The following is a 19,874-nucleotide window of genomic DNA, read 5'->3' on the forward strand; positions in this document are numbered from 1 at the left end:
GTGATGAACGAGTGGGCCGAGAGCGTTACAGTTCCGTCTCGGCGTCGAAGTCGACAGAGCAGACGAAGTGACGACTGCGGTTGGCGGCGACGTACTCGTAGATACGCTCGCCGACGGCGGCGACCGGTCGGGTGCCCATCGCCCACGCGAGGGGGGCGAAGACGCGGAGTTGCCGGAGCAGTTCGCGGAACGCCCAGTAGCCGCGGTAGGCGTTGCCGTCCTCGTCGAACAGGTACATCGCGGTGGTGTAGTCGATTCCCTTCCGGTTTCGGTACTGTTCCGGGAGGTCCGACTGCGAGTAGAACGTCATCGTGTCGTTCACGTCGAGGAGTTTGAACGGGTAGAGACTGCGCGCACAGAAGTAACAACGCTCGTCGAACACCACGTCTACCCGACGACTACTCACGAGACGACGGTACGCCGTGTCCCACGTGAAGAACAAGAGGAAGAAGACGATGGCGTCGCCGAAGAAGATGCCGAGCAGGACGATAGACGAGAACTTGAACCCGGCGAGACCGAGGATGAAGGGCGTGATGGACCGCTTTGCGAGCATCGCGACGATGAGTCCCGCTTCGAGTGCGAGAACCGTCGTCGCCATCACGAAGACGAGTACGGGGTAGTTCACGACTTCCTGACTGAAGGGGAACAGTTGGTCGCGCGTCGCGTGGAACGTCGTGACGATGCGCGAGAGGTTATACGGCATGACCCACTCGGGTTGGAACTTCTGGAGGTCTGGGAACAGTTTGTCGAAGGCCGACCCGAAGTAGATGATACCGAGAGCGAGGAGACTGTACTTCAGTGCGTCCGCGCGGAACGTCGTCGACGTCGTACTCTTGAGTTGTGTGATGAGCGCGTCCAACGAACGCTGACCCGTCCGGCGGACGCCGTCGGCGGAGAGTTCGTCCTGTGAGGCGAACAGCGCGAAGAAGAACAGGAAGTACACCGAGATGAAGATGGCCGTCGTCCCGCCGGACCCGTTCATCGAGAACCGAAGGAGACCGACGTGACCGAAGATGAGTCCCGAGAGGAACCCCGTGAGGCGAATCCGGTAGCCGACGGCAAAGAGGAGCACCGAGACGAGGAGCAGATACTTCTCGACGACGAGCAGTTGCGGGTAGGTAGTCGGAAAGAGGAACGCGTACTCGTCGAAGGCGACGAAGGGAACCTCCATGAAGATGCCCCAGTCTATCCACGCCGTCTTCCAGACGACGTAGAACGCGATGACGAGGCGTGCCATTGCGAGATTGACCGGTGAGTCACGCACGGGGTCGGCGACGTAGTTCACGAAGACGGACCCGAGCGAGCGGAGTTGCGTGCGCACACTCATGCGACGACACCTCCCGTGGCCGTGACGCGTGAGCGAGAATCGATGGACTCGCTCACGACGGATTCAGTCAGTTCGTCACTGTCGACAGAAAAGTCGAGGACGGTGCCTCGGTCCTCGTGGTATTCGTAGAGCAGTGTCTCGTCGTAGGCGACGACTTCTGTCCCATCTTCCGACGTGGTGATGTCGATTTGGTAGAGTCGAATCGACGTGAACTCGGAGTACCCGGCGAGTTTCTCGGCCGTCCACGCGTTCGACATCCCGTGGCGGGGGAACGAAAGGAATCGAGCGGGTGACGCCGCTTCTACGCTCGTGCGACGCGTGTTCGCCCGGTCGAGCAACCACTGGGCGACTTCCGCGTTCTTCTCCGAAGAGAACTCGTTTTGCATACGGAGTCGGACCAACGAGAGAGCGACACTCCCGGTGTTGAGCGTCGCATCCTCGTCGTACATGAGTTCCGTCCCGTCGGCGTCGACGACGCGGAAGGCGTACTCCGTCTGCTCGGTGTCTCGGACTTCCGAGAACTTGTGCCACTTGATGACCGGCGCTGGTGTCACTGGTGCGAAGAGGTTGACCACTAGGAGCAGCACAAAGAATCCCGCGAGGTACGTCGTACGTACCGTCCTGTTACGTGACAACACGATAGCCACGAGTGCGGCGAGGAAGAATCCGACGACGAACACCGGAACGACGAGGTCAAATATGGGTCTGAGCTGAGAGATTATCTGCAGAGCTACCACGTCGGCCACAGTATTACGCTCCTCCCCACTCGGAAGAATCTGGGTTCGACGCCGCTGTATGGCTGTGTGAGTTAGACACTGGGTCGACGTGTGCAACACGATAGGTTCGACACGAATTCATGTATTGGTCTCGATATATGGATACATAGTTATCAATGGATTTCTCACACCACAATCTGGATTAATGCGACCCTTATTTCAAGAGTGTTGACATCTATCTACTGTCCGATACTCAGAAAGGTCCGCGAGAAGGTGTCACGTCCCGGTTCTGTCTCGATTAGCAGTCTGACCGTCGTCCCGGTAGTTGTTCGAGATGTCGAGGGCACAACCGCGACCGACGACTGTCGTCGTCACTCATTACCGAGGAGCACACACTGCATAACAAAGCCACTCTCTGCCCTTCTCACGATAAGGACGTGTTGCCGGACGATTGTCCGGCGAGACGGATACCACAGGCCATGATACAACTTCCTCCGATTACTGGCCGAGCAGCGTCGAACCTGTTTCGGTCGAAGAACGAGACGAACAGACGCTCTCGCTACGGCGAACCGCCAAACGGCGACGACGAGTTGTCCGTCGGTCTCTTGACCGACACCCTCGCGTACGCACGGAACCGCAACTACACCGGCTACGACTACTTCGACGGGATGAGCAGCCGGCTCCTCCGAGCACTGCCCGTCGAGAACAAGTGGCTCAATCTGGTCGTCCAAGAGGGCATCAAACGTGCGCCAATCAACGTCAGACCACTGTTTCTCGTCGAGAAGCGTCAGAACTTCAAGGGCACCGCTCTGTTCGCGATGGCGAACCTGACCGCCTACGAGTTCACCGGCGACGACCTCTATCTCGACGAGGCGAAGTATCTCGGCGACTGGCTCATCGAGAACCAGTGTGAGGGGTACAGCGGGTTCTGCGGCGGCCACCGCCACGCGATGCAACAGTTAGACGAGCGTCGCCCGGCCGAGACGCCGAACATCATCCCGACGTCGTACGCCGTAAAGGCGTTGCTCCGACTCGCGCCGCACGACGAGCGGTACGCCGAAGTGGCACGGACGGCGGCGGACTTCCTCGTCGAGGACCTTCGGTACACCGAACTCGACGGCGGCGCACGAATCGTCTATCAGCCCCACTACACGGGTGAGTTCTACACCCTGAACGGCGGAGCCATCGGCGCACGGATGCTCGTAGACCTCTACGACTACTTCGGTGACGAAGAGTACCGAGAGAAGGCCGCTGCCCTGCTCGACTATCTGGCGACGAAACAGACCGACCTCGGCGGGTGGATGTACCGCGACCCGGCGTCGGCGTCACATCTCTCGATGGACAACCACCACAACGGGTTCATCATCGAGTCGTACCTCCACTACGACGAGGTCACGGGCGAGAACCGCTACGAAGAGACGCTGTCGAAGGCAGTACCGTTCTACCGCGACGTGCTCTTCGACGCGAACGGTGCGCCGAACTGGGACGAAGACAGTTCGTATCCGAAGGATATCCACGCCGTCGCGCAGGGTATCCTCGTGTTCACGAAGTCGGGTGACACCGCGTTCGCTCGGCGCATCATCGACTGGGCACTAGCAAACCTCTATGCCGGCAGCGGACAGTTCTATTACCAGAAACGCCGCCTCTACACGAAGCAGTTCACGCTGATGCGCTGGTGTCAGGCGTGGATGGCGTACGCGGTTGCGGAGTATCTCGCGGCGACGACGGAGACACACTGATATGGATTTCTCGATACTGAAGACGAATCTGCAACGACACTGGAACGACACGTCGTGGTGGCGTGACATCGGTGTCCCCTACGCCGTGCGGACGGCGCTCGTCCAACCGTACTTCCGCCACGTCGCCGACGACGAGGGTATCGCCGTCGTCGACGAGGACTGGGACAACCTGCTCATCCTCGACGCGTGTCGTTACGACATGTTCCGTGACCACAACACTATCGAGGGCGAGTTGAGCACGCGAATCTCTCGGGGGTCGAACACCGAGGAGTTCCTCACGCGGAACTTCGCCGGCGGAACGTTCAACGACATCGTCTACGTCACCGCGAACCCACAGGTCGACGTCCGTCTCGAAGCGCCGTTCCACGCCGTCGTCTCCGTCTGGAAAGACGCGTGGGACGACGAACTCAACACCGTCATGCCCGAGGCGATGGTCGAGGCGACGCTGCGCGCTCAAGAGGAGTACCCCGACAAGCGCATCATCTCGCACTTCGTCCAACCGCACTACCCGTTCGTCGGTGAGGCCGGACAGGCACTCTTCGAGAATCAAGCCGGTATCGAACTGTCACGACGGATGGCGACGGGCGACGCCGCGGCGAGCGACCACCTCAACGTCTGGGACATGCTCCAGCGCGGTGAAGTCGCCGAACGAGACGTCTGGGACGCCTACTGTGAGAACCTGCAGGTCGTGCTTCCGTACGTCCAAGAACTCGTCGACGAACTGGAGGGCCGAACCGTGGTCACGTCCGACCACGGCAACCTCATCGGCGAGACGCCGTACCCGTGTCCGGTTCCCATCCGGATGTACGGTCACCCGCCGGGCGTCTACGCGGAGAGTCTCGTCAAGGTGCCGTGGCTCGTCGTCGAAGGGAAGACCCGTCGTACCGTCGTCGCAGAGACCAGCACCACACACGAGTCGGACCAATCCGTCGACGAGGCGACGGAGCGACTCCGCGATCTCGGCTACCTCGACTGAGACACCGTCACAAACCCCCGCTATGTACGCGAGAACTGGTACGAACCCTCTACACGTGCGTTACAGACTCAATAACGATAGTCATACAGAGAGTATCGATGACTGAAATGAACCGTCGCCGGTATCTCAAACTGTTTGCTGCTACTGCGACGGTCGGTGTTCTCGCCGGGTGTTCACAGACACCGGAACGCCCGGAGACGGTCACGTCCACTCCCGAAGAAAAGCCAGTCACGCCGACACCCGACGAGGGGCCAACTCCCGACGAGCCGGTCATCCGCTACGGTATCGAGTTCAAAACCGTGCTGAACGCCGTCGAGGACTTAGGCATGGACCCCAACGGGAACGAGCCAATCGACGACGCCTTCCTCTCGTTTCTCGAGAACCGACGGAATACGTTGCTCGAATTTCCGCCGGGGACCTATCGGTTCGACGAGAGCCACGAAGTCGAGACGGTGAGTAGCCTCGGAATTCGTGGACTGGGACGCGACAGAGGCGCCGTCGTGTTCACCACACCCGCCAGAGAGGGACGTCGGTTCGTCAACATCCGGGAAGGTGGTGTCGGATTCCTGCTCGAAAACGTCACGTTCGACCACGGACCGGGGAACGGTTCCATCGGGAACGTTCTCCGTCTCGACGACAAACTCCGCGTTCAGAACGTCGAACACATCGGCTTCAATCCGACCACCCAGAACGGTGCGCTGGACAACTTGAGCCCGCAGATTCTGTCGAAGGGTGGACTCGCTGTCGTCGACAACTACGTTCGCACCGGCCCGACACACATCGTCTCGCACGGCCACCTCGACGGCACCTCCAACGCAGGCTGTATCTGGCTCGGTGAGGACCACGTCGGTACCCTCCGCATCCGAAACAGCCACTTCGCGAACACGGGGACGAACAGCATCTACTGTTCACGAGCGGTTGGACGCGTCGAGATTCGCAACTGCCGATTCGAGAACAACAACCAGGCGTCGTTACGCATCGGTGGTAAGGGGTCGCTCGTGAAGAACTGTACGTTCTTCCTCGACACCGACAACGCGCATCCGGACAACGTCGGCGAGTACATCAACCCGAACGCAATCGTCTGGGAGACGGGGAACAGAGGCTTGAGCGGCGGTGTCATCGACGGCTGTTCGTTCGTCTACAACTCCGCGCCCAACAAGACCATCGCGGCCATCTGGGCTGACGGCTCTGCGGGTGCGTTCACCGTGAAGAACTCGCGGTTCAGTATCAACGTCCCGGGAGTGCAGGCGATTCGCATCGACGACCCGGAGAACCCGCGACTCGGCAAGACCGCAGCGAAACCCTGGGGAGTGACGCTCACCAACTTGGTCATCGAGGGGAGTAACGCGGGCGTCGTCCCGATGATCGAGATCAACGGCCGACCGAACTCCGCGCTCGATGGCTGCTGTATCTCCGTCTCGGACGCGAAGAACGTGGTCAAACTCGTCCAGTCGCCGGGCAGTTCGCTCCAGAACATCAACGTCACCGGCACCGGAGAGTGGTTAGCCGCACAACAGGGCGAGTTCGTCGCGCAAGACATCTCGTACGAACGGCTCTGTCAACTGGACCCCACGTCGATGAGTGAGTAGAGTACGACTTCGCTCCGATAGCAGATTCTCTCTGACACGATTTCGGTTCGGTGAATGACTGATCCGACAGCCTGTACTCGACGTGATGTCACCCCGCCTCCAGCCGTTCACGCGGGATACCGACACCAGCATCGACTTTTCTCTCTCATCTATTCAGCACCCTCTACTCGTTTTCGACCTTGGAGATACCTTCGAATGGATTAATTCTGTTTGTACAGATACTCTATATTTCTAAACATTCTAATTTTATCTGGTAAAATTACAAGACGAACAGACAAAATAGACAGTCGAAATCGCAAGAGTTATAATTATCTTCTTCTTTCGCCTTTCCAGAATGTCTGAGAATGTTGAACGGCACGATGACAGCGGAAACCAGGAGACTGCGGAGGCAGAATCGAACAGCGGCTCACTGCTGAACCGACGAGACGTCCTCGCGATGGGCGCTGCCGCGGCTGCAACGACTGGCCTTGGATCCGCTGGTCTGAGTGGGACCGTGTCCGCTGCATCGGCGGAACGCTACGGGATTCAGTTCGGTACGGTCGTCAACGCCGTCGAGGACTTAGGCATGGACCCCAACGGGAACGAGCCAATCGACGACGCGCTCCAGCAGACGATGGACGACGAGGACACCCTCGTCGAGTTCCCGCCAGGGACCTACTTCTTGAAGAACGACCACGCCGAAGGAAGCCTCAACAACTGGGGTATCCGTGGTCTCGGTGACAAACCGTCGGACGTCCGGTTCGTCTCCGAGTCGGGAGCCTCGCAGTTCCTCATCCGCACGGGCGGCGGAAACGGCATCCTCGTCGAGAACCTCACCATCGACTACGGTGACGACAAGGAGGGAAGCCTCGGACTGTTACTGAAGGCCAACGACAACCTGCGCGTGCAGGACGTCGAGTTCGCGGGCTTCAACCCGACGAGCGGTAACGGTGCCGTCGACAACCTGAGCCCACAGATCATCGACGAGGGCGGAACGGCAATCGTCGACGGACTCGTGCGCACGGGACCGACCGACATCACCTCACACGGTCATCTCGGTAACGACTCCAACGATGGCTGCGTTTGGCTCGGTGAGAAGCACGTCGGCGAACTCATCATCCGGAACTCCCACATCGAGAACACCGGAACGAACGCCATCTACGCTCGCCGCTGTACGGGCGACGTAAAGGTCGAGAACTGCCTGTTCAAGAACAACAACCAGACCTCGCTCCGTATCGGCGGCAGCGGTTGTTACGTGAAAGGGTGTGACTTCGTCGTCGACGCGACGGAGACACCCGACGAGAACGGCGGCGAACTCATCAACCCCCACGGCATCATCTGGGAGACTGGCCCCCGCGGCGACAAGGGCGGATACATCGAGAACTGTAACTTCGTCTACCGGAACGCGCCGTCGAAGACGGCGGCAGCCGTCTGGGTCGACGGCTCTGCCGGTGGAATGGCCATCCGAGACAGCCGGTTCGAGTTGGGAGCGGACGACATCGCCGCCGTCCGTATCGACGACCCGACCGACCCCCGTCTCGGCGACACCGGTGCGAGACCGTGGGGCGTCGAACTCGACGGCGTCAGCGTCACTGGCTCGTCTTCGGGCTCCGACCCCGCGATTCAGGTCTACAACCGCAACGGCTCTGTCGTCCGCAACTCCTGTCTTCAACTGACGGGCAACCGCGACGGCATCGCACTCCGTAACTCCGACAACTCCACGGTCGAAGACACGAACGTCAACGTCTCTGGACAGGCGACCATCTTCGGTGACTCGCAGGTGTCGACGTCGAACCTCACCAACGGTGACTCCTGTCCCGCGCCGAGTTTGAGCGGAGAGCCGACCAGTTCCTCCGGTTCCAGTTCGACGGATTCGACGGATTCGGGGTCGACTGACTCCGCTGACTCTTCGGGTTCGTCGGACAGCACGGACTCCGCTGGTTCGACGGATTCGGCGTCCACTGACTCCGCGTCAACCGATTCGGCGTCCACTGACTCTGCGTCCGCCGACTCTTCGTCCACCGACTCTTCGTCCACCGAATCCGCGTCTACCGACTCTGGGTCGTCCGGCGACGAGAAGACGCCGAACACGGTGACGGTCTACGGGACGGGGACGCAGGCGCACTACAAGTTCTCCGCGACGGGTGCAATCGGCGGACGGAGCGACAACGAACCGTGGGACAACATCGAATCGGGAACGGTCGACGCGAAGATTCGCAGCGACGGCGTGACGGACACCTACGAGTTCGCGGGCGGACTCAGTTCGTTTAGTTTCCCCCAGGGTATAGCAGAGGCCGAAGTCAACGGCACCCCCGTCGACGTCGAGACGCTCGCTGTGAGCGACGACTATCCGAACACGCTGCAGGTCGTCCCGAACGGCGAGTCGGCGAACTATCGCGTGAACGTCTCGGGCGACATCGCCGACCACCCGGCACTCGGCACGTCGCTGAGCAAGTACGACTCGCTCGACGGCGGCGAACTCGAAGGCTGGGTGACGAACAACGTCGACGCCATCCAGTTCTCCGGCGACGTCACCGACTTCGAGTTCCTGGAAGGAAGCGCGACGCTCTACTACAACGGCGAACCGGTCGAACCGGACGCACTCGCCGCCGCCGGCGACGGCCCGAGCACGCGTACGCTCACGGTCCACGGTCCGAGTAAGGACATCGGTCGCGTCGACTACCGTATCACCTTCGACGGTAGTGCGGAAGCCGTCGAAGCCGCCTCGAACGAGGTCGGCGACGGCGTCCTCGAGGGCTCCGTCTGGTCGGGTTACGTCGACAGCTTCGAAATCGAGGGGACGCTCGGTACGGCCGAGAAACTCACCGAAGGCGGCACCATCACCGTCGACGGCGAGGAAGTCGACCCCGAGACGCTCGGGGCCGAGTCCGATGGTTCCGACGAGACCGACGACTCGGAACTGCCGAACACCATCACCGTCGACGGCCGGAACACGAAGGGTGTCACCAACTACACGATTGCCGTCTCGGGCGAACTGAAGAAGGAGACGTCCACCAACGACGTCGACGCTGGCGAGGGCGTGGACGCGCGCGAAGACCGCATTTCCAGCGGGAACCGCGTCGTCGGCATCGTCGATGAGGGTGTCGACATCTACCGGTTCTCCGGCGACATCACTACCTCCGACGTCGACGGCAACGCGTCGGTCAACTTCGACGAGAAGTAACACGAGAAAGAGAGCGTCGGACGGTAGCGACCGGTCCGACTCAGAGATAGCCGAGACTTTCGAGTCGGTCTTTGACCAGGTCCTCGTCGTCGGCGTCGCCATCGTCGGGTTCCGACGCCGGCATCACGTCGACGGGCGACTCTGTCGTCTCGTCGTCTTCGGCCGTGTGGTCTGACTGCACTCCCTTGGACTCGCCGTGTCGAATCTCTTTTCGCTGGCCGTTTTCGAACACCAACCACGGGACCTTGGTCAGTTGTTTCGTGTACGTGCCCGGCGGGTGACCGTACTCTTTGCTCGGGAGGGGCCGAGAGCGCTCACCGATCATCTGTCCGTGGTCGGCGGAGACGACGGTCCGACCGGGGAGGGCGTGCATGAGTTCTTCGACGTGAGGGAGGGCGACGTCGAGGTTCTCACAGAAGGCCTGCCAGAGGAGTTCGTCGGAGAACGCGAAGTCGTCTTCGAACGCACCGTCCCACTCGAAGGCGAGGTCGTCGAGGTCGAAATGTTCGACGCCGGTCGGGCCGACGAACGGGTAGTGTGGCTGGAGGAAGTGGACGATGAGACGTTTGTCGGGGTATCGCTCGGCAGCGGCTTCGGCGAACTCGACCATCGTCTCGGGCATCACAGTCCGATACGACCCGTGCCAGCCACCCTCTTTCCACACCTCGACGACGTCGTGGAACCGTGCGTTCAGGTCGTCTTTGTTGCGGTAGTACATCGGACTGGCCGTCACGTACACGGTGTCACGCAGGTCTCTCCCGGCGAAGTTCGACTTCAGGAACTCACTCGTGTGTGACGCTTGCGAGATGCGTGATTCGAGGCGACCGGGGAGGGTGTGTTGGTCACGGAACATGTCGTAGCGACACGCGTCGAGGATGAGCAGGTTGTCCCAGTCCTCGGCGAAGATGTCGATTCCGTTCCGGTTGTAGCTGCTGTTCGCTCGCGTGTGGTAGAGACGGTTCACTTCTCGAAAGAGGAGGTTCGGCGTCTCTACCGCTCGCTTCAGCTGCGAGAGAGTGTACATATGTGTTGACTCAGGGTTCGTCCGTAGAGGGCATTGTTATAACACAGTTAACGCGATGGAAAGCACTGCGAGCCACCATTGTCCCGATTCGGTTCGTTCGGCCAAACCTTCACGAAACCGAACGGTTACCCGGGCATACAGACAGTCCGTCGGGCGTAGTCGACGTATAACAAATAGCTCTGCAAGCGAAGGATACGATCAACCACACACTCGTGTCGTGAATCTCTATACCGCAATGACAGCTATACCACAATGACAGCTATACCGCAATGACAGGACTTATCGGCGGGACACTTCCCGAATCGACAGTTTCAGAACTTCTCGAACGAACACCATCACGGAGTGAGTCGAACACGCTCACGTTCTCCCGTGGTGACATCGCCCTCGGCATCTCACACCTCGGGGAGAAAGACCCCGGTGGATGGCTGACGTGGGACGAAGACGGCCTGACGGGCGTCCTCTACGGCGCCGTCACGAACCTCGACGACCTCGAATTCGACGTCGGCGAACTGTTCGAACGGGTCTTCGAGAACCCCGTCGACATCCTCCCGAACGTCGACGGCCCGTTCGTCCTCGCGTGCACCGACGGCGACCGAGTCGTCGTCGCCACCGACAAACTGGGGACGCGCTCGTGTTACTACTCGGTCGACGACGGTTTCGTCTTCGGCTCGAACCTCAACGAACTCGCCGACACCGTCGACGACCCCACGGTGAACGAACGGGCCATCGGCGACTTGGTGATGATCGGGCACGTCTGGGGCGATAAGACGCTCTTAGAAGAGGTCACGTACCTCGACTCCGGATCCGTCCTCGAATACGAGGGCGGTGACGTCGAGAAGACGCGCTACTGGAAGTTCAACTTCGACACGCGGGCACGTTCGTCGTTCATGCCGAACCTCGTCGACGCCTACCGGACCTGCATCCGCGACTCGGCGGCGACGATGGACGGCTCCGTCGGTCTGTGGCTCTCCGGTGGACTCGACAGTCGGGCGATGGCGGGCGAACTGAGCCAACACACCGACCTCTTGACCTACACCTACGACGCCAACCCCGCCGGGGGCGGCAACATCGAACTGGCACAGGAAGTCGCGGCCTGTCTCGGCCTCGGAAACGAGGAGGTCGAACTCACGCCCGGTCCGTTCGTCGACAACTTCGCGGACGCCGTGACGCTGACCGACGGGATGCTCGGCTGGAATACGTTCTTGAACCTCACCGCCACGTTCAACATCCCCGAACCGACCGACATCCTACTCGAAGCCTGCGGTCAGGGCGGGATGATGGGCGACGGTCTCAGCCGTGCCGCTATCGAACTGAGCGACTCCCCCGAAGACGCGCTCTACAACGCGAAACATCAGACCTCGAAGGACCTCGTGAACCGTATCCTCGCGGGCGACGTCGACCTCGACCAGACCTACCGCGAGGAGGTCGGAAAGAGCCAGCAGAACGGCTACGTCGAGACGGTGATGGACTGCTACTACCGCAACTACTTCCCACGCGGTGACTTCGCCAGCAACAAACTCGTCCGCAGTCGCGCGGGGACGCGTGTTCCGTTCGCCCACGGCGAGTTCCTCCGTGCGGTGACGAAGATGCCGCTCGACCAGCGCGTCGGCTGGGTTCCGGCGACGAGAGGGAAGATTCCGTTCGGCACCGCCGAGGCGAAACTCGAACTCACGCGCCAACTCGGGTACGGACTGGAGAAGATTCCGTACGAGCGGACCAAAGTGGCTCCCGAACGACCGCTCTGGATGCACGCCGCCGGATTCGTCGTCGGGACGTCGCTGCAGCGCGTCCGCGGGAAGACGGCCTACGGCGGCCGCCGGATGCAGAGTCTGTGGTCTATCAAGGACGAGGGGCTCAAGTCGAAACTGACCGACCTCATGGAGGGCGCTGCCGACCGAGAGTTCTTCGACAGCGACCAGATCACCCAGCTCTCCGAGGAACACTTCAGCGGCGACGTCGACCACATCGGTGCCATCTCGGGTATCACGACGGTCGAACAGTGGCTCCAGTCGAACTACGACTGACCACTCGACGCTGCGTCGGCATCGGTGAACTGCGGTCACGACTCTTTCTCTCTCGACTGCTGTTTCTACGCGTCTCTGGACGAGAGTAGCGACACCGTAGACGAATCACCGTCGACCACGAGACGGTCCCGTACTCGACGAGTCGCACGGTGTGAGAACACACGGACGTCACCACCCCGGTCGACCCACAGCCACGTTCTACGGCGGTGCGTCGACTCGACGTCGACAGGAGAGACACAGACGCCTTGGAGGTCTATCGTCCCGTCGAGCAGCGCGAGCAGCTCCCTCCGAGCACGTCGCGAACGCTCGCCGAGGTGGTGACGACGAGGCTCAACCGAGGAACTACGGACTGTTTCACGCCACATCGTGACATACAAGAAACACGTAATGACTGGTTAGCAACCGAAAGAAGCCGAAAAAGTCGAGAGGAGACGACCGACGACAGTCCGCTACACGGACAGCGACGGTGTTCGCCCCGAGAGCCACTGCTTGATGCGTCGAGCAGGCGGGTAGCTGATGGGACCGGTCACCGCGAGCGCCAGATAGCCGTAGGTCGAGCGTCGCTTCGGGTCGTAGCGGACGGCCCGGAGGAGGTGGACGACGGCATCACGGTAGTAGCCGTTTCTGAGCGCCGAGAAGCCGAGCGTGGTGTTCAGGTGGCCGATGAACTGCTGGTAGCACTCGGGACCGTAGGACGCCGCCAGCGTCGAGTGTTTCTCGACGAGGAGTTCGTAGGAGACGTCGCGCTTCTTCTCGAAGTCGTCGGTGATCTGGCCGTGGCCGGTTATCCGCCGAACGACGAGCGGTTCGGAGACCGAGGCGTACTTGCAGTGTTGTGAGAGACGGATATGCCACTCTTTGTCCTGCCAACTCGGGAAGCGCTCGTCGGGGTAGCCGGCGGCGTCGATGACCGAGCGTCGAACCGCGAACCGCGAGAAGGTGGCTGCCTGCAGTTCGCCGCGGAGGATTCGCTCCGTGATGTTGCCGACGTAGTCCGGAATCATCTCACCGATTTGCTCGCCCGCTCCGTCGACGATACGGACACCGACGGCGACGGCACCGACGTCGGGACCGCCCGAGTCGAACGCGTCGACGAGTCGTTCGACGAGCGTCGACTCCCAGTAGTCGTCGTCGTCGAGGAAGGCGACGATGTCGCTCTCGGTCGCTTCGATACCTGTTCGTCTCGCAGCGTTCGCACCTTTGTTCTCCGCGTGTCGGATGCACTGCCAGTCGAGTGTGCCGAGATCGACGTCTGCGAGGACCGGTTCGACCGGTTCGGGTGAGTGGTCGTCAACGACGACGAGTTGGACGTTCGAGTAGGTCTGTTCGGCGACGCTCTCGACGGCGTCTGGGAGGAATTCGGGTCGTCCGTACGTCGGGATGACGACGCTGACGAGCGGAGCGTTCTGACGTTCCATTAGTAGGCTAGATACGTATAGAGGGGCTTTGTTATGCAGAACGTTCCACCTGCGACGAACTGCGCTCTTCGCTCGTATACACGCCGAACACAGTATTTACCCACTGAATCGAGCAACTCGTCCCGACGCGCGTGGTAAGCACTCGTGTCCACCGTTACCGGAGCTATAACAAAGCGGATTCCGCCCCGACTGTGTTCCAAGTGATATCTACTAGTCCCCCCGGCACCTGCCGCCGGTTCACAGTGTCCACCAGGAGGGTCGACGGTGCGTAACCGTGCTCTCGCCGCCGACGTCGTCCTGACGTTGGTCGCTATCGCCGTCCCCACCGCAGCCGTCGCCAGCGGTATCGTGGGACCGATTCGTGCCGTCCTCGGAGGGTTCCTCCTCCTCTTCTTGCCGGGATACGCGCTGACGACGCTCGTCTTCCCCGCAACGGAGACTGTATCGGCCGAAGAAGCCTCGCAATCGCCGATGGCCGGTACCGACGGCCCACGACGAGCGAGTCTCCCGCTTCTCGAACGCCTCGCGCTCGGCTTCGGGCTGAGTATCGCGCTAGTGCCAGTGTTCGCGTGGGGGCTCAGCAGCGTGAACGCCGACATCGCCTTCGAGACGACGTCTATCCTCGGTGTGTCGGCCGCGACGGCCGTCATCGGGACGCTCTCTGGCGCGGTCCGCCGGTTCCGAGTGCCGTCCGAGAGCCGATACGTCATCCCGTTCGGTGGCCTCCGCTCACTTCGCTCGATGTGGGCGACTTCGAACGTCGACCGAGCGCTGAACGTCGCGCTGACCCTCTCTATCGTCGTCGCCGCAGTCGTCGTGACTGCCGGTATCGTCGTACCGAACGAGGGCGAGTCGTTCACGCAGGTAGCGATTCTCACCGAAAGCGACGACGGTGACCTCGTCGCCGGCAACTACCCGGAGCGAATCGCTCCCGGCGGGTCGGCGGAGATGGTCCTCCAAGTCGAGAACTACGAACAGCAGGCCACGACGTACACCGTCGTCGTCCAACTCCAACGCGTGGACGACGACGGCCGTGTCGTAGAGCAGGCAGAACTCAACCAGTTCTCACAGACACTCGCCGACCGCCAGACGTGGCAGGCGACGCACGTCGTCCAACCGACGTTCGAAGGGAAGAACCTCCGAATCGCGTACCTCGTCTACAAGGGCGATGCCCCTGCACAGGCCAGTCTCGACTCGGCGTACCGGTCGGTGACACTGTGGACCGACGTGACCCCGACGCCGGTTGAGGAGACCGAGGAGACGAACGATGAGTGAGACGACAGAAATGACCGAGATAACGGAGATGACCGACATGAGTGAGATACCAGAGACGACGGACATGGAGCACCGACCCCGCCTGACTGCCGAGGAAGTAGCGCGGATGACCGACGTGTGGGTCGACCTCGCGAGTCCGTGTCATCCGTTCTTTTTCAAGTCCCTCACGGACTCGTTGACGAACGTGCGGACGATGGTCACGGTTCGTGAGAAGACCGAGACGGTGCCGCTCGCTCGCGACGTCGGATTCGACTTCCGAACAATCGGGAAGGACTACGAGCACAAGACGCTCCGGAAGTTCGGCATCCCGCTTCGGACTGCCCAACTCGCACTGCAGATGCCGAAAGCGGACGTCGCGCTGTCCTCGCGGAACGCGATGTGTGTCCTCGCAGCGAAAGCGCGAGGTGTCCCCTCGATTCACTACACGGACAACGACATCTGTGCGTACGTCGACGGACTGCGATCCGAAGAACTGTACCACCGTCTCGAAGCGCAGGCGACCCACAACATCGTTCCGGAGGCGTTCCGCACGGAGGTGCTCACCGACCGCGGTGCAGACCCCGACTCCGTCCACACCTACGACGGCTACAAAGAGGACGTGTACGTCGCTACCTTCGAGGCAGACCCGACGTTCCCCGACCGTCTTCCGTTCGACGGCGAGGAGTTCATCGTCGTCCGCCCCGAAGCGCTGTCTGCGACGTACGTCGACGCCGAGGCGAGTATCGTCCCCGAGATTCTGGCCGACGCGACGGACCGCGGTATCAACGTCGTCTACCTTCCCCGGGACAGCGGCGACCACGCGTTCGCCGACGGTATCGACGAGTCGCGTCTCTACGTTCCCGACGAGGCGCTCTCCGGTCTCGAACTGGCGTGGCACGCACGCTGTATCCTCACGGGGTCGGGGACGATGGCACGCGAAGCGGCACGGATGCAGACGCCTGCAGTGTCGTTCTTCCCGAGTACGCGAATCTCCGTCGACCAAGCACTCATCGACGAGGGCGAGATTTACCACTCGCGTGACCCCGAGGCAATCGTCGACTACGTCGACTCGCTGACTGCGAGCGACGCTCGGTCGGACCTCACGACGGCGAAGCGGGTCCACCGTGAAGTCGCCGAACTCACGGCGGACCTCATCAACGAGGAAGTGAGCGACTGAGATGAGTACCGTCACTTCCTCGACCACCACGCGATCGAATCCCGCTCGACTCGGGGAGACGCGTGCAGCGCGTCTAGAGCGTCCAGAACGCTCGGGTACGCTGTCCCGACAGAACGGTAATGTGTACGGACAGTTCGTTACATCGCGTATAACGATAGTCTCTATCTTCGTACACTCTCGTGTGAAATACGTTCGAAACGAGAGCTGTCGCCGCGTGGCTAACACCACTCGGTGGAGTACACGGCCGGTCCACGGAGGGTGAGCATCGATGGCTACGACTACAAAGACGCGCACACTCACGCACACGAACAAGGAGACGAACACGACGAGCAGTCGCGCCGTTCGACTCGGACTGACCGCCGGCTATCTCTCGCTCGCCGTAGGCGTCCTCGCTGCACGGGCCGTCCCCGCGACGAGTTACGAGCCGTCGCCGTACACGGCGACGCCGATTCTGTTCTGGGTCGGTCTCGTCGTCGCGGTGACGCTCGGCCTCGCCAGCAGCGCAGTCGGGAGTCGACTCGGGCGGTACGGCGGACTCGGTCTCGCCGGACTCGCGACAGTCGCGTTCCTCGCGTTACCGTTCATCCGTAGTTACTACTTCTACGGCTCCGGCGACGCACTGACACATCTCGGGTGGGCGCAGGGGATGCTCGAACCCGGCTTCGGGTTCTTCGACCTCATCTACCCGGGAGGGCACTCGCTGAGCCTCTATCTCTCGCAGATGATGGGCGTGCCCGTCCGCCACGGACTGATGTACGCGATGCTCGCGGTTTCCGTCGTGACGTTGCTGTTCGTCCCGCTGTCGGTGTGGGTCGTCCTCCGCGACAAGCGAGTGTTGGCGTTCGCCGCCGTCACGGCGATGCTGATGCTCCCGATGAACAACATCAGCACGCACCCCGGTTTCCACACCTACACGCTCGGCACGCTGTACTTCCCGCTCGTGCTCTACATGACGTTCAAGCACATCACTCGCGGGGCCGACGACGAGACGCTCCCGTCGTGGCTCTCGGCGGTGAGTCTCCTCTCGCCGATTCCGCTCGCCGCGATGGTGTTCTACCACCCACAGGTGGCTATCGACGTCGTCATCCTCCTCGCGACGGTGCTCACCGTCGGCTACATCTACCGCCGCCGCGCGAGCGGTGACCTCGACAGCGCACAGTTCAGACACCGGTTGCTCGTCGGACAGGTCGTCGTCATCACGGCTATCTTCGTCTACTGGACGCTGCGGTACGAGAAGACCTACTCGTTCGCAGAGAACACGACGAACTCACTGCTCTCGTTCCTCGAGACGGGAGAGGGCGTCGGCAGCATCACACAGGACAGAGCGAATTCGGGCCAGCAGCTCGGAGAGAACGTTCTCTTGGAGCTGTTCCTCAAACTGTTCCTCGTCAAGGTGGCGTACATCGGTGTCGCCACCGCGCTCGTCGCGGCGAAGCTGTTCGGTCGCGTGAACAACAAAAGCGAGAGCGACAGTGGGATGGTCATCACCTACCTCGGGTTCTCGGGACTCACTCTCGGCCCGTTCTTCGCCGTGCAGTACCTCGGCAACGTGTCGAGCTACTTCTTCCGGCATCTCGGGTTCGCGATGGTCCTCGTCGGCGTCCTCGCTGCCGTCGGGTTGTTCTACTTCGCGAGGCACGTCTCGCCACACGTCGGCCAACGGGGTCGAGCGCTGTTCACCGTCTTCGGTGTACTCGTCCTCTGTCTGTCGCTCGTAGCGTACTATCCCTCGCCGTACGTCTACCTCCCGTCGTCGCACACGCCGGAGACACAGTTCGTCGGCTACCAGACGACGTTCGACACGCTTCCCGAGGAGACACCGCTGGCGAAGGTCCGTATCGGCCCCAGTCGGTTCTCCGACGCACTGGGTGCAGAGGTTCCGGGCAGACTGCTGTGGGGGGTGCCCGGGCCACAAATGGATAGCCTCGGGAACATCACCGAGTTCCGTGAGAACAATGGAACCGATGTTCCCGCCTACTACCTCGTCGTCTCCGAACGCGACCGAGGACGTGAGGTCGACGGCTTCCACGGAATTCGCTACCAGAACGACGACTTCGAACGCGTCCAGACCGCAACCGACTCACGCATCTCGCGGGTCCAGACGAACGGGGACTACGAGGTGTACTACATCGACCAACGCGGTCTGCCGCTCGAAGCGACACCCGACGTTACCGGCTAAATAACTCGTTACTTCCCTTCTGTGGCCGTCTGTCGGCCCGCTAATTTCGGCACTTCGACCCCGTAGTCTCTGCATTACTAACCCCATCACAGTCCCAGTGGAGTGTATATGCGGGCGACAGAGATTCTGTTAATCGGTCCGGCTGGAAAGCCGACCGGCGGTATCGCACAGTACATCCACGAACAACGACGGCGACTTGGGGGTGACGTAGCCGCTCGCATCTACGACGTTGCCGTCCCGGACAGCGAGACGCACTGGGAGTTCCTCAGGTCGATGGCCCTCGCACTCCTCCAGATGCTTCGCTTCCCGTTCCAAGCAAAGCCCGACGTCGTCCACGTCCACACCAGCCACTGGTTCTCGTTCTTCCAGTCGAGCGTCTACGTGCTCTACGCGTCGCTCGTCTGGCGAGTCCCCGTCGTCTTGCACATCCACGGCTCCTCGTTCGATAGCTTCGTCGACACCGATTCGAAACTCCTCCGGGCCTTCCAATCGCTCGTCTTCGACCACTGTACGACCGTCGTCGTGCTCTCGGACTACTGGTTCGACGTCGTCGGCGTCTACGTCGACCGGGCGAAACTGTTCGTCCTGCCGAACGCTGTCGACCCGAACGACTACGAACCCCAGTACGACGCCACCCCGCCACACGTCGTCTTCGTCTCGAACCACATCGAGCGAAAGGGTATCGAGGAGTTCGTCACTGCCGTCGACGACGTTCTCGACGAGGGCTCACAGCTTCAGGTGACTATCGCTGGGTCCGGCCCGCTCTCGCATCTCTCGGAGTCGCTGGCGGCCCGAAGAGACGAGGTGACGTACGAGGGCTACGTCTCCGAGGAACGAAAACGCGAGATTCTGAACGAGGGCTCGGTGTTCGTGCTCCCGACGCACGCCGAGAACCTCCCGATTGCACTCCTCGAAGCGATGGCCGGCGGGAACGCACTCGTCTCGACGACGGTCGGTGCGATTCCGAGCCTCATCGACGACGAGAACGGCGTCCTCGTGGAAGCCGGCGACGAAGCAGGGTTACAGGCTGCACTCTCCGCCCTGGTCGCCGACCCCGACCGAGTCGAGTCGATGGCTCGAACGAGTCGCACACGCGCGGAACACGAGTACTCGTGGAGCACCGCCGTCGACTCGCTCGAAGGACTCTACGACGAACTCACCGTCGCGCGCTGACCCAGTTGGGGCCGATGAAGGAACCGTTTTCTACAGTTGTCGCGTCTAACAGTGCATTTCAGCCGGAACATTGTCACGATTGCTCACGGTGGAGTCGGCCGAAAACGGGTGAACG

At 61.4% G+C, this 19,874-nt stretch carries 13 protein-coding genes; 9 read left to right on the forward strand and 4 right to left on the reverse strand.

The genetic code is table 11. The annotated features are described in order from the left end of the window. Positions 1–25: 25 nt before the first annotated feature. On the reverse strand, positions 26–1,327 hold the full coding sequence (locus BM083_RS03300) for a DCC1-like thiol-disulfide oxidoreductase family protein (protein ID WP_089865710.1): 1,302 nt from the start codon (positions 1,325–1,327) through the stop codon (positions 26–28). Then, positions 1,324–2,073, reverse strand: a complete 750-nt coding sequence (locus tag BM083_RS03305) for a hypothetical protein (protein WP_089865713.1) — start codon at positions 2,071–2,073, stop codon at positions 1,324–1,326. Before BM083_RS03305 ends, BM083_RS03300 begins: the two co-directional genes overlap by 4 nt. A gap of 449 nt (positions 2,074–2,522) precedes the next feature. Here BM083_RS03305 and BM083_RS03310 point away from each other — a divergent pair, with 449 nt between their 5' ends. The 4 genes from BM083_RS03310 (at position 2,523) to BM083_RS23100 (ending at position 9,510) form a co-directional block, all read left to right on the forward strand. Further along, a complete protein-coding gene (locus BM083_RS03310) occupies positions 2,523–3,782 on the forward strand; it encodes a YyaL domain-containing protein (protein ID WP_177197524.1) in 1,260 nt (419 codons plus the stop codon). Position 3,783: 1 nt separating this feature from the next. Beyond that, positions 3,784–4,758 (forward strand): hypothetical protein, encoded by a 975-nt coding sequence (locus BM083_RS03315; RefSeq protein WP_089865716.1) that lies wholly within the window; start codon positions 3,784–3,786, stop codon positions 4,756–4,758. Between the two features lie 98 nt (positions 4,759–4,856). Then, entirely contained in the window at positions 4,857–6,347 is a 1,491-nt protein-coding gene (locus tag BM083_RS03320) for a hypothetical protein (RefSeq protein WP_143085671.1), read from the forward strand. 334 nt (positions 6,348–6,681) lie between these two features. After that, on the forward strand, positions 6,682–9,510 hold the full coding sequence (locus tag BM083_RS23100; protein ID WP_177197525.1) for a hypothetical protein: 2,829 nt from the start codon (positions 6,682–6,684) through the stop codon (positions 9,508–9,510). 40 nt (positions 9,511–9,550) lie between these two features. Here BM083_RS23100 and BM083_RS03330 read toward each other — a convergent pair whose 3' ends face one another. Continuing rightward, the gene (locus BM083_RS03330) at positions 9,551–10,534 is read right to left on the reverse strand and encodes a hypothetical protein (RefSeq protein ID WP_089865722.1); all 984 of its coding nucleotides are present in this window, start codon (positions 10,532–10,534) and stop codon (positions 9,551–9,553) included. A gap of 269 nt (positions 10,535–10,803) precedes the next feature. On the opposite strand from BM083_RS03330, the gene BM083_RS03335 reads away from it, so the two are divergent. Then, positions 10,804–12,558 carry an asparagine synthase-related protein gene (locus BM083_RS03335; RefSeq protein WP_089865725.1) on the forward strand — a complete coding sequence of 585 codons (1,755 nt, stop codon included), beginning with the start codon at positions 10,804–10,806 and terminating at the stop codon, positions 12,556–12,558. Positions 12,559–13,007: 449 nt separating this feature from the next. Here BM083_RS03335 and BM083_RS03345 read toward each other — a convergent pair whose 3' ends face one another. Continuing rightward, positions 13,008–13,976: a glycosyltransferase family 2 protein gene (locus BM083_RS03345; protein ID WP_089865731.1), complete on the reverse strand. Its 969-nt coding sequence runs from the start codon at positions 13,974–13,976 to the stop codon at positions 13,008–13,010. Positions 13,977–14,240: 264 nt separating this feature from the next. On the opposite strand from BM083_RS03345, the gene BM083_RS03350 reads away from it, so the two are divergent. The 4 genes from BM083_RS03350 to BM083_RS03365 all read left to right on the forward strand — a co-directional run bounded on the left by BM083_RS03350 (position 14,241) and on the right by BM083_RS03365 (position 19,759). Continuing rightward, entirely contained in the window at positions 14,241–15,251 is a 1,011-nt protein-coding gene (locus tag BM083_RS03350; RefSeq protein WP_089865734.1) for a DUF1616 domain-containing protein, read from the forward strand. A 64-nt stretch (positions 15,252–15,315) separates the two neighbouring features. Beyond that, complete coding sequence (locus tag BM083_RS03355) at positions 15,316–16,407, forward strand: DUF354 domain-containing protein (protein WP_089868339.1); 1,092 nt, start codon at positions 15,316–15,318, stop codon at positions 16,405–16,407. Between the two features lie 268 nt (positions 16,408–16,675). Next, complete coding sequence (locus BM083_RS03360; protein ID WP_089865738.1) at positions 16,676–18,586, forward strand: hypothetical protein; 1,911 nt, start codon at positions 16,676–16,678, stop codon at positions 18,584–18,586. A 108-nt stretch (positions 18,587–18,694) separates the two neighbouring features. Further along, on the forward strand, positions 18,695–19,759 hold the full coding sequence (locus BM083_RS03365) for a glycosyltransferase family 4 protein (protein WP_089865741.1): 1,065 nt from the start codon (positions 18,695–18,697) through the stop codon (positions 19,757–19,759). Positions 19,760–19,874: the final 115 nt, after the last annotated feature.

The organism is Halogranum rubrum, assembly GCF_900114455.1.
Lineage (GTDB): Archaea > Halobacteriota > Halobacteria > Halobacteriales > Haloferacaceae > Halogranum > Halogranum rubrum.